Source organism: Streptomyces lycii, from assembly GCF_009735685.1.
In the GTDB taxonomy this organism is placed as follows: Bacteria; Actinomycetota; Actinomycetes; order Streptomycetales; family Streptomycetaceae; genus Streptomyces; species Streptomyces lycii.
Genome location: NZ_WHPN01000257.1, coordinates 1 through 10,736, shown reverse-complemented (window position 1 = coordinate 10,736; position 10,736 = coordinate 1). Strand labels below are relative to the sequence as shown.

Genomic DNA, 10,736 nt, shown 5'->3' with positions numbered 1-10,736 from the left:
CGGGGAGCGGCCGTCCGCGCAGCCGGGGCCTGCCGGGGAGCGGCCGTCCGCGCAGCCGGGGCCCTCCGGGGAGCGGCCGTCCGTGCAACCGGAGCCCGTTCCGCCGTCCCCGGCGCGGCCGCAGGTTTCCCCGCCGCCCCCCACCCCGCCGCGCCCCGAGCCACAGCAACCGGGCCCGGAACGGCCGACCCCGGCGCGGTCGGCCTCGCAGCAACCGGCGCCGGAGCGGTCGGCCTCTGAGCAGCCGACCCCGGAACGGCCGGCGCCGGAACGGTCGGCCCCGGACGCCGGGCGGTCGGCTCGCGCGCACTTGTCCCCGACGGAGGGCACCCCGGAGCCCGCCCCGGCTGCCGTCCGCAAGAGCGCCGGTGACTCGGCGCCCGCCTCCGAGCCCGCACCCGCGCCCGCCTCCGCACCCGCCGCCTCCGCCGCATGCCCGTCCCCCGTCGGCCCTGCTCCCGATCCGAACCCCGATCCGGTGCCCGATCCGGCTCCCGACCCGGCCCCCGGACGCCGCATCGGACGTTCGGCCCGCGTCAAGATCACAACCGTGGCCGTGATCGGTCTGCTGGCCGCCGGGATCCCCGCCACTCTCACCTGGCTCCTGCCCGGGACGTCCGGTGGCGGTGAGGGCGGAACCGCGGTCGCGTACGACGCGGCCAGCAAGGGCGTCGTGAACAAGTCGAGGACTCAGGGCGGCACTCTCAGGTTCGCCGTCGCGGGGGGAGTCGACTCCTGGGATCCGCAGCGCAGCTACTACGGCCATGTGTGGAACTTCGCCCGCTACTACACCCGCCAGCTGGTCACATACGAAACCGAGCCCGGGGCGAGGAGTCCCCGGCTCGTGGGGGACCTGGCGGCCGGCACCGCCGAGATCTCCGACGACCGCCGGACCTACACGTACGAACTCCGTGACGGAGCGGCATGGGAGGACGGCTCGGAGGTCACGTCCGAGGACGTCAAGTACGGGATCGAGCGGCTGTGGGCGCAGGACGTCCTGTCCGGCGGCCCGTACTACCTCCAGGCGGTGCTCGACCCGGAAGGAAGCTACAAGGGTCCGTACAAGGACACCTCGGAGGCGGGTCTGAAGGCGATCCGGACACCGGACAAGGACACCGTCGTCTTCGACCTTCCCGCACCGAACAGCGACTTCGAGCACATGCTGGCCATGACGGGCGCCTCGCCGGTCAAGAAGGAGAAGGACACCAAGGCGCGGTACGGCGACAAGCCGTTCTCCAGCGGACCGTACAAATTCGCGACCGACACGTCCGGCAAACACCTGGAACTCGTCCGCAACCCCCACTGGGACGAGACATCCGACACCGTCCGTGCCGCCCTGCCCGAGAAGATCACGGTCGATGTCCTCGGCACGCCCTCCGCAGTGAGCGAAGCCCTGATCGACGGCGAGTACGACCTGGAACTCGGGCGCAGCGGTCTGGGCGGCGCCGCGGGCGCGAAGGCCGTGGAGGACCCGGACCTGCGGGAGAACGTGGACGCCCTGCCGTCCGGGTACATCCGCTATGCCGCCTTCCCGCAGAGCGTCGAGCCGATGGACGACGTCCACTGCCGCAAGGCGGTCATCCACGCGGCCGACCACGGGGCGCTGCAGAAGGCGTTCGGCGCGGCGGGCGCGGGCGGTGACATCGCGCCCAGCATGCTCCCGCCGGACGTCGTCGGCTCCGAGGCCACCTACGATCCGTACGACCTGCTCGAGAACGGCGGCAAACCGGACACCGCCGAGGCCGGGCGGGAGCTGGAGGCCTGCGGCGAGCCGGACGGCTTCTCCACCACGATCGCCGTGCGCGGCGACAGGCCGCACGACGTGAACGCCGCCAGGGCTCTGCGGGACTCCCTGAGCGAGGTCGGCATCACAGCCGAGATCGACCAGGTCACCACGGAGCGCAGCGTCCAGCTCTTCGGCACTCCGGCACAGGTGAAGGCCAAGGGTTACGGCATCATCATCTCCTCCTGGGGCAGCGACTTCCCCTCCGTGCAGGGCTTCTGGCCGCCGCTGGTCGACGGCCGGCTCGTGCCGTCCTCCGGCAACGCCAACCTCTCGGAGATCGACAACGAGAGGATCAACGGCCTCCTGGACGACGCGGTCTCCGCGACCGGCGCCGAAGAGATCGCCAGGATCTCCCGCGAGATCAACCACGAGGTCTCCGAAGGCGCCTACCACCTGCCGATCGTCCACGGGAAGCACCTCGTGTGGCGCGGGCCCCGGCTGACCAACGTCTACCGTTCCGCGGTTTACGGCGGCTACGACTTCGCGGCTCTCGGCGTCAGGGATCCCTGACCCGTGTACGGGTATGCGGGACGAGTCGGAGGGAGGTGTTCGTCCGGTGCGCACGGCAGCGACGGGGATCGGGCAGGGACGCGGATCCGGCGGCGACGGGATCCGGCAGGGAAGGACAGCCGGCGGGAGAGGGGAGCAGGCAGCGGCGGAGAAGGGGAGCGGCCGCGGGTCGGCCGGGCGCACTCTTCGTGGCCGTTCCGTTGCCTGCGGTCGCTCGCGTCGTCATCGCGCGTCCGTAAGATCCTCCCTGTGCACTAGGGTGATTCCTTTGCTTACCCATTACTCTTGAAGGCAAGGTCGCGCAGGGCGGCCATGGAGGAGTGAGATGAGGAGCAGCAACCCGGTCTTCTCGCGACGGGGATTCAGCCGCGACAACGGCTACGCGGGCTTCAACGCGGCGCCGCAGGCCGGGGGCCCCGCCGCGGCCCAGGGTGGCAACCCCTACGCGGGCACCAACCCGTACGCGACCGCCCCCCAGGGTGGAAACCCGTACGCCCAGGGCGCTGGGCAGGACCTCACGCCCGAGCAGCTGCAGCAGATGCAGGGCGCGCCGCCTGCCGGTGTGCGCGCCGACCGGATGACGATGGACGACGTCGTCATGCGGACCGGCATGACCCTCGGTACCGTCATCGCCGGTGCCGCGGTCGGCTGGATCGCCCTGTCGGACAAGCTCGGTCTCGCCATCGGCGCCGCGCTGATCGCGATGGTGCTCGGTCTGGTGCAGGCCTTCAAGCGCAAGGCGTCGCCGCCGCTCATCCTGGCGTACGCCGCCTTCGAGGGACTCTTCCTCGGAGGCCTGAGCGGAGCGATCAACGAGCGCTTCCAGGGCGCGCCCATGCAGGCCGTGCTCGGCACGATGGCGGTCTTCGTCGGTGTGCTCATCGCCTACAAGACCCGGATCATCCGGGTGAACCAGCGGTTCTACCGCTATGTGATGGCAGCCGCGATCGGCTTCGTGCTGCTGACCGCCGTGAACCTGCTGTTCATGGCGTTCGGCGGCGGTGAGGGCCTCGGCTTCCGCAGCGGTGGCCTCGGCATCCTCTTCGGTGTGATCGGCGTCATCCTCGGCGCCTGCTTCCTCGCCCTGGACTTCAAGCAGGTCGAGGACGGTCTCGCCTACGGCGCTCCGCGCGAGGAGTCCTGGCTGGCGGCCTTCGGCCTCACCCTGACCCTGGTGTGGATCTACCTGGAGCTGCTGCGCCTGATCTCGATCCTGCGCGGTGACTGACCCGGCGCGCCGGCGCGGCGCGTGATCGTGCGCGCCGGCGCGTGGAAGGGCCCGGAGGTTGACCTCCGGGCCCTTCGTCGTGTGCGTCGTGTCCGGATCCGTCCGTGGTACGGGTCTGCCGGCTCGGCCTGGTCGCTGATCGGGTGCGTCGTGGTCGGGGATGATGCCGGGCCGGAGCTAGAGCAGCTTCCGGGCGGCCCGCCGCAGATCGTGTTCGTGGATGATGGCCTTCGCGTGGCCGTAGGCCAGATCGTGCTCGCCGCGAAGCCAGCTGACCTTCTCCTCGAAGCGGAAGAGGGCAGGGCCTTCGTCGACGGTGCGCAGCCAGTCGGAGATTTCACGGCCGGTGCAATGGGGGATGCGGGAGAGCAGGTTCCGGTGAGTCTCTTCGGAGAAGACTTGGGACATCGGCGCCTCCGGGCGGTTCCGAATGCTGGTCCTTCACGCCACCGTGCCCGAGCGTTGGCCCGTTGGCAACAGTCCGGTAGCGGCGCATATGCTCACGCAGTGCTTGATCTGACCCCACTGGACACCGCCGTCGAACGGCTGGCCGGCAAACTGCGGGCCGCACCGCAGAGCGCGCTGCGGCGCGGGGCGGCGGCGGAAGGGCTGGAGCTGGCCCGCGAGTTGGCGCGGCGGGCCCAGCGGATCGAGTTCCCGGACCGGGAACCGGCTGAGCTGCCGGACGCGGGTGTCTTCGTGGTCGGCGACCAGGTGGCCGTCGCCGGGCACGACCTGGCGGAGGCGCTGCGCACGGCCCGCGGGGACGCCGGGGACGCCGGGGACGCCGGGGACGCCGGCCGGGAGTTCGGCGAGGCGGTGGCGCTGGTGGAGGCCGCGACGGCCCGCAGCGGACTGTGAGGGCGTGCGGCGGGCTGTGAGGGCCTGCGGTGAGGCTGCGCGGGACAGCGGCGGGCTGTGAGGGCCTGCGGTGAGGCTGCGCGGGACAGCGGCGGGCTGTGAGGGCGTGCGGTGAGGCTGCGCGGGACAGCGGCGGGCTGTGAGGGCGTGCGGTGAGGCTGCGCGGGACAGCGGCGGGCTGTGAGAACCGGCCGCTCGGGGCCGGGGCCGCGGTCGTGCTCCGAGTCCGGTCCGCGGCGGGCTTCCGGCAGGTTCCCGGCGGGTCCCCGGCAGGTTCACAGCGGGTTCACAGCGGGTCCCCGGCGGGGGCGGCGGCCGCCGGTGCGGCGTGGTCCGGGGGCCGGGGCGCCGGTCGCAGCGGGCCGCGGTCTCGCTCAGAGTGAGGCGATGACCCGGTCGGCCAGGACGTAGATGCTCTCCTCGCCACAGGCAAAGGTCAGGGCGTACGCCCCGGAGACCCCGGAACCACCCAGCAGTACCGGCACGGTGCCGTCCCGCAGCGCCTGCGCCAGCTGTTCGGCGGTCTCGCGGTGGCCCGGTGTCATGCACACGGTGGTGCCGTCGGCGAAGACGTAGACGTCCAGGGTGCCCAGCGGGCCCGGCCGTACGTCGCTCAGCGGAATGCAGTCCTCCGCCAGCTCCGTCAACAGTGAGATCGTGCGCTCGTGATTGGCGATCGCGGAGGTCTGCGGGGTGAAGTCGGGGTGCGAGGGGTGCCGGCGGCGGGCCGCGGCGAGTTCCGGGGAGTCCGCGGGCTCGTCGATCTCGACGGTCTCCGGGTCCTCGTCCTCGTCGCCCGGGATCTCCAGGTCCGCCGCGTCGAGCAGTGGCTCCAGGCCCGCGAAATCGGCCTGGCGGGGCAGGAAGACGGTGGTGTCGTCGCCGAACCCGGCCAGTCCGCCGAGCAGCGAGGGGGTGTCCGCGGCGTCGCGCGCCTCCTGGGCGGCCCAGAACGCCCGGGCCTCGGCGAGTTCCCGCTCCCGCTCCTCGGCGAGGGCGTCGGCGACCGCCGCGCGTATCTCCTCGGCGGGCGTCTCGCGAGCGGCCGGAACGGAGCCGGACCCCGGAGCCGGTGCGTCACGGTCGGCGGCCAGCTCGGCGCGCAGCGCGGTGACCTGCTTGCGCAGCCCGTGGGACGCGTAGAGGGTGGCGGCGCCGGCGGCCGTGGCTGTCCCTGCTGCCAGCAGCAGGGCGATGTTCATGGCGCTCACTGACGTACTCCCGTGTCGACGGCTCCCCCGAATTCCTACATCAGCCTGAGGGGTCGCAGGCCCGGCTGTCAGTGCATAACATCACGAACCGGACCGACAATCACTCTTACAGGTTTTACCTTCAACCTTCTGAGCTGGGAAAACATACTCCCCCAGGACATAGATCACATCCTGGGGGAGATTCGGTCACGGCGGGGTCAGTTGACCGGCGGGTCGGTGACCCGGCTCACAGCGGTGGGCCCGCGACCGGTCCGGCCGCGGGTTTCCGTCCGCCGTGGGGTTCCGTTTCCGCGCTGCCCGCGGAGTGCGATCAGCCGCTGACGCCGGCTGACCGCCTTCCGCTTCGGCCCGGCTGCGGGCAGGGGAGGGCCGCCTGGCACCGGGCGGCCACCGCACTCCGCGGCGGCCTCAGCTCAGCCGCTCGACGACCATCGCCATGCCCTGGCCGCCGCCCACGCACATCGTCTCCAGGCCGAACTGCTTGTCGTGCCACTGCAGGGAGTTGATCAGCGTGGTGGTGATCCGGGCGCCGGTCATGCCGAACGGGTGGCCGACCGCGATCGCGCCGCCGTTGACGTTCAGCTTGTCCAGGTCGATGCCCAGGTCGCGGTAGGAGGGGATGACCTGCGCGGCGAACGCCTCGTTGATCTCCACCAGGTCGATGTCGCCGATCGACAGGCCCGCGCGGCGCAGTGCCTGCTTGCTCGCCTCGACCGGGCCGTAACCCATGATCTCCGGGGACAATCCGGAGACGCCGGTGGAGACGATCCGGGCGAGCGGGGTCAGGCCCAGCTCACGGGCCTTGGTGTCCGACATGATCACCAGGGCGGCGGCGCCGTCGTTGAGCGGGCAGCAGTTGCCGGCCGTCACCAGGCCGTCGGGGCGGAACACCGGCTTGAGGCCCTGCACGCCCTCCAGCGTGACGCCCGCGCGGGGGCCGTCGTCCTTGCTCACCACGGTGCCGTCCGGGGTGGTCACCGGGGTGATCTCGCGCTCCCAGAAGCCGTTCTTGATGGCTTCCTCGGCGAGGTTCTGCGAGCGCACGCCGAACTCGTCCATGTCCTGCCGGGTCACGCCCTTGAGCCGGGCGAGGTTCTCGGCGGTCTGGCCCATCGCGATGTACGGGTCGGGCAGCAGGCCGTCCTCGCGCGGGTCCTGCCAGCCGGTGCCCTCCTGCTCGGCGCGTCCGGCCGTACGGGCCTCGGCGTCGGCGAACAGCGGGTTGTGGGTGCCCGGCATGCCGTCGGAGGTGCCGTTGACGGAGCGCGAGACGGTCTCGACACCGGCCGAGATGAAGACGTCGCCCTCCCCGGCCTTGATGGCGTGCAGCGCCATCCGCGAGGTCTGGAGCGAGGAGGAGCAGTAACGGGTGACCGTGCAGCCGGGGAGGTGGTCCATGCCCAGTTGTACGGCCACGATCCGGCCGAGGTTGTGGCCCTGCTCGCCGCCCGGCAGGCCGCAGCCGAGCATCAGGTCGTCGATGTCGCGCGGGTCCAGCTGCGGCACCTTGGCGAGGGCGGCGGACACGATCTCCGCGGTCAGGTCGTCGGGCCGTACCTCCTTGAGCGAGCCCTTGAAGGCCCGGCCGATCGGGGAACGGGCGGCAGAGACGATCACGGCTTCGGGCATCACGGCTCCAGAGGCGAGGCGGGGGTGAGAACTGTCGGGAACTGTCTGGGAAGTTACCCTCACGTACCGCCCGGGTCACGGTTCGGAGCATGTGACACGGACCTCTTTTCTAAGCGCTTGCTCAGGTCGATCCGACGGTACGGGTGCCGGTGCAGGTGCAGGTACGGGGGTGAGCCGCGCGGGCCCGGAGGCCGCCTCCGCGCCGGTCGCCCGACCGCGTCGGGCGGGGAGCGGAATCACCGGCAGGGCGCGGGGTGCCGAAAAGGGCCCGGGCGGCCGGTCCCGGCCGGTCCCGGCCGGCCGCTTCCGGTCCTCGGTCCCGTTCTCCCCGTTTCCGGGGCCGGGCCCTGGTCCCGTTTCCGGCCCGGCCCTGGTCCCGGTCCTGGCCCTGCCCTGGTCCTGGTCCCGTTTCCGGTCCCGTTTCCGGCCCCTGCCCTGGTCCCGGTCCCGGCCCTGCCCCGGCCCCGCTTCCGGTCCCGGCTCCCTCCGGGGGGGCGGGCCGACGGTCAGCGGATGACCCGCCTGCCGTCCCGCCCGGCGCCCGGGGCGGTGTCCTCCCGGGCTCCCGGATCCCCGGCGGCCTCCCCGGCCTCCCCTGCCTCCGCGGCGCCCGCGGCGCCCGCGGCACCGGCCTCGTCCGGCACCCGGCGGCGCCTGCGCTTGAGCAGGGCCCACGGCCCCCGCTGCCCGGCCGGTGCCGCGGCGACCTCCGTGCCGCCCTCCGCCGCGGCCTGCGCCGCCGCCTCCGCCACCGGGAGGATGCCCTCGCGCCGGGTCACGTCCAGCCGCTCCTCCGGCCAGAGCCCGAGGGCCGCGCACAGCGTCGGCAGCACCGCCATCGAGGCGGTGGCGTACCCGTCCGCAGACGGGTGGTAGTTGTCGGGACCGAACAGCTCCCGCGGGTTCGCCTCGAACTCCGGTCCGAGCAGGGCGCCGAGCGAGACCGTACGGCCGCCCTGCTCCACGACCCCGATCGTCTGGGCGGCGGCCAGCTGCCGGCTCAGCCGCCGGGCCACCCAGCGCAGCGGCTGCGGAACCGGCTCGATCGTGCCCAGATCGGGGCAGGTCCCGACGACGACCTCGCACCGGGCGGCGCGGAGCCGGCGTACGGCGTCGGACAGCAGCCGGACCGACCGGGCGGGCGGCATCCGGTGGGTGACGTCGTTCGCGCCGATCATGATCACGCAGACGTCCGGCACCGCGCCGTCGTCCAGCACCCGCGTCACCTGCCGCTCCAGGTCGTCGGACTGCGCACCGGACCGGGCCACGTTGCGCAGCTCCACCGGGCGCTCCGCGACCGCCGCCAGCCCCGAGGCGAGGATCGCCCCCGGCGTCTGGCTCGCCCGGAACACGCCCTGCCCCGCCGCCGTCGAGTCGCCGAGAAAGCCGAGCCGCAGCGGCCGGTGCCCGGACCGCAGCGCGAAGGGCGCGCCGTAGCAGCCGTCCGCGCGCGGCGGTTCGTCGTCCGACCAGCCCACCGACCGGCGTGCCCACCGCACCTCGGCCAGCAGCACTCCCACCGCTGCGCCGCCGAGCAGCCCGATTCCGCCGCCTCCGTACGCCGCGGCCGCGGCGATCCGCCGCGCCACCCTTGCCCTGGACACCGACATCTGTCCGGCCCGCCTCCCGCTGTCGTCCGCGCGGTGCACGGCCCAGGCCGTTCCCTACTCACTGGTTACCTGCCCCGCACGGGCCCTCACGCAACGCACCCGTACGGCGGGCGTGCGCCCCCGCGGGCGCAATAGGCTGGTGGGACGGGCACCTGAACAGACGACTGCCCCCGATTGCGGAGATCCCGCTGAACCTGGAGACGTCGTGCAGTATCACGATTCGATGATCGAGCTGGTCGGCAACACCCCGCTGGTGCGGCTCAACCGCGTGACCGAGGGCCTGCGGGCGACGGTCCTGGCCAAGGTCGAGTACTTCAACCCGGGCGGGTCCGTGAAGGACCGCATCGCCCTGCGGATGATCGAGGCGGCCGAGAAGTCCGGCGAGCTGCGCCCGGGAGGCACGATCGTCGAGCCGACCTCCGGGAACACCGGTGTCGGGCTGGCCATCGTGGCCCAGCAGAAGGGCTACAAGTGCGTCTTCGTCTGCCCGGACAAGGTGTCCACGGACAAGATCAATGTGCTGCGCGCGTACGGCGCCGAGGTCGTGGTCTGCCCGACGGCGGTGGACCCGGAGCACCCGGACTCGTACTACAACGTCTCCGACCGGCTCGTACGGGAGACGCCGAACGCCTGGAAGCCGGACCAGTACAGCAACCCGAACAACCCGCTGTCGCACTACCACTCCACCGGACCGGAGCTCTGGGAGCAGACGGACGGCAAGATCACCCACTTCGTCACGGGCGTCGGCACCGGCGGCACGATCAGCGGCACCGGCCGCTATCTGAAGGAGATCTCCGGGGGCCGGGTCAAGGTCGTCGGCGCGGACCCCGAGGGCTCCGTCTACTCGGGCGGTTCCGGCCGGCCCTATCTGGTCGAGGGCGTCGGGGAGGACTTCTGGCCGGACGCCTACGACCGTGACGTGGCCGACGAGATCGTCGCCGTCTCCGACAAGGACTCCTTCCGGATGACCCGGCGGCTCGCGAAGGAGGAGGGGCTGCTGGTCGGCGGCTCTTGCGGGATGGCCGTGGTCGGCGCGCTGGAGGTCGCGAAGCGGCTCGGCCCGGACGACGTGGTGGTGGTGCTGCTGCCGGACAGCGGGCGCGGCTACCTCAGCAAGATCTTCAACGACGAGTGGATGGCCGACTACGGCTTCCTGGAGGAGGGCGGCCCGGCCGTCCGCGTGGGTGACGTGCTGCGCCACAAGGAGGGCGGCATGCCCTCGCTGGTGCACATGCACCCCGAGGAGACGGTCGGCGAGGCGATCGACGTGCTGCGCGAGTACGGCGTCTCGCAGATGCCCATCGTGAAGCCGGGCGCCGGCCACCCGGACGTCATGGCCGCCGAGGTCATCGGCTCCGTCGTCGAACGCGAGCTGCTGGACGCCCTGTTCGCGCGGCGCGCCGAGCTGACGGACCCGCTGGAGAAGCACATGAGCGCGCCGCTGCCGCAGGTCGGCTCCGGTGAGCCGGTGGGCGACCTGATGGCCGTGCTGAAGGGCGCGGACGCGGCGATCGTGCTGGTCGACGGCAAGCCGACGGGTGTGGTGAGCCGTCAGGACCTGCTGGCGTACCTGGCAAAAGAGGTCCGGTAACCACCAGGAAAGCGCCGGATGCGGACTTCTTCCGTAAGAGGTACGCAAGCGTCACGCGCACGCAGCACGCACTTAACACGGCACCGGCATATTGATGGGTGTCGGCAGGACGACACCACCGACACCCGGTACGGCGACACGGACCTCCGGAGCGGCTCCCGGACCTCCGAACGTCGCCCGGACGCGGCCCGGCCCTTGGCGGCCCGGCCGGCGTCCCTCGCGGGAACCGCCGTCGTCCCGCCCCTGGTGCCACGCACCGGGGTGCGGCGGTTCCCGCGCATACTTCCCGGCCCGGATTCCCTCTCCGGCG

General features: G+C 72.4%; 8 protein-coding genes. 4 read left to right on the top strand and 4 right to left on the bottom strand.

From position 1 onward, the window contains the following. The first annotated feature begins 550 nt into the window (after positions 1-550). Together GCU69_RS11615 and GCU69_RS11610 are read left to right on the top strand one after the other, a co-directional pair. Positions 551-2,296: an ABC transporter substrate-binding protein gene (locus tag GCU69_RS11615; RefSeq protein ID WP_235978416.1), complete on the top strand. Its 1,746-nt coding sequence runs from the start codon at positions 551-553 to the stop codon at positions 2,294-2,296. Positions 2,297-2,621: 325 nt separating this feature from the next. Then, complete coding sequence (locus GCU69_RS11610) at positions 2,622-3,524, top strand: Bax inhibitor-1/YccA family protein (protein WP_156205927.1); 903 nt, start codon at positions 2,622-2,624, stop codon at positions 3,522-3,524. A 177-nt stretch (positions 3,525-3,701) separates the two neighbouring features. On the opposite strand, the gene GCU69_RS11605 is transcribed toward GCU69_RS11610, so the two are convergent. Further along, positions 3,702-3,932, bottom strand: a complete 231-nt coding sequence (locus tag GCU69_RS11605; RefSeq protein ID WP_098752248.1) for a DUF4287 domain-containing protein — start codon at positions 3,930-3,932, stop codon at positions 3,702-3,704. A gap of 99 nt (positions 3,933-4,031) precedes the next feature. Here GCU69_RS11605 and GCU69_RS11600 point away from each other — a divergent pair, with 99 nt between their 5' ends. Beyond that, positions 4,032-4,385: a hypothetical protein gene (locus GCU69_RS11600; protein WP_156205926.1), complete on the top strand. Its 354-nt coding sequence runs from the start codon at positions 4,032-4,034 to the stop codon at positions 4,383-4,385. Positions 4,386-4,759: 374 nt separating this feature from the next. Here the strand turns inward: GCU69_RS11600 and GCU69_RS11595 are convergent, their stop codons facing one another. The 3 genes from GCU69_RS11595 to GCU69_RS11585 all read right to left on the bottom strand — a co-directional run bounded on the left by GCU69_RS11595 (position 4,760) and on the right by GCU69_RS11585 (position 8,835). Beyond that, a complete protein-coding gene (locus tag GCU69_RS11595) occupies positions 4,760-5,587 on the bottom strand; it encodes a hypothetical protein (protein WP_176604566.1) in 828 nt (275 codons plus the stop codon). 417 nt (positions 5,588-6,004) lie between these two features. Further along, positions 6,005-7,225 (bottom strand): acetyl-CoA C-acetyltransferase, encoded by a 1,221-nt coding sequence (locus tag GCU69_RS11590; RefSeq protein ID WP_156205923.1) that lies wholly within the window; start codon positions 7,223-7,225, stop codon positions 6,005-6,007. A 506-nt stretch (positions 7,226-7,731) separates the two neighbouring features. Next, positions 7,732-8,835 carry an SGNH/GDSL hydrolase family protein gene (locus tag GCU69_RS11585; RefSeq protein ID WP_156205921.1) on the bottom strand — a complete coding sequence of 368 codons (1,104 nt, stop codon included), beginning with the start codon at positions 8,833-8,835 and terminating at the stop codon, positions 7,732-7,734. 205 nt (positions 8,836-9,040) lie between these two features. On the opposite strand from GCU69_RS11585, the gene GCU69_RS11580 reads away from it, so the two are divergent. Then, entirely contained in the window at positions 9,041-10,426 is a 1,386-nt protein-coding gene (locus GCU69_RS11580) for a cystathionine beta-synthase (RefSeq protein ID WP_098752243.1), read from the top strand. Positions 10,427-10,736: the final 310 nt, after the last annotated feature.

Bases quoted from the DNA above. Each gene is read 5' to 3' on its own strand.
- GCU69_RS11610 (WP_156205927.1), top strand. From the start codon at position 2,622: ATGAGGAGCAGCAACCCGGTCTTCTCGCGACGGGGATTCAGCCGCGAC.
- GCU69_RS11605 (WP_098752248.1), bottom strand. From the start codon at position 3,932: ATGTCCCAAGTCTTCTCCGAAGAGACTCACCGGAACCTGCTCTCCCGC.
- GCU69_RS11595 (WP_176604566.1), bottom strand. From the start codon at position 5,587: ATGAACATCGCCCTGCTGCTGGCAGCAGGGACAGCCACGGCCGCCGGC.
- GCU69_RS11590 (WP_156205923.1), bottom strand. From the start codon at position 7,225: ATGCCCGAAGCCGTGATCGTCTCTGCCGCCCGTTCCCCGATCGGCCGG.
- GCU69_RS11585 (WP_156205921.1), bottom strand. From the start codon at position 8,835: ATGTCGGTGTCCAGGGCAAGGGTGGCGCGGCGGATCGCCGCGGCCGCG.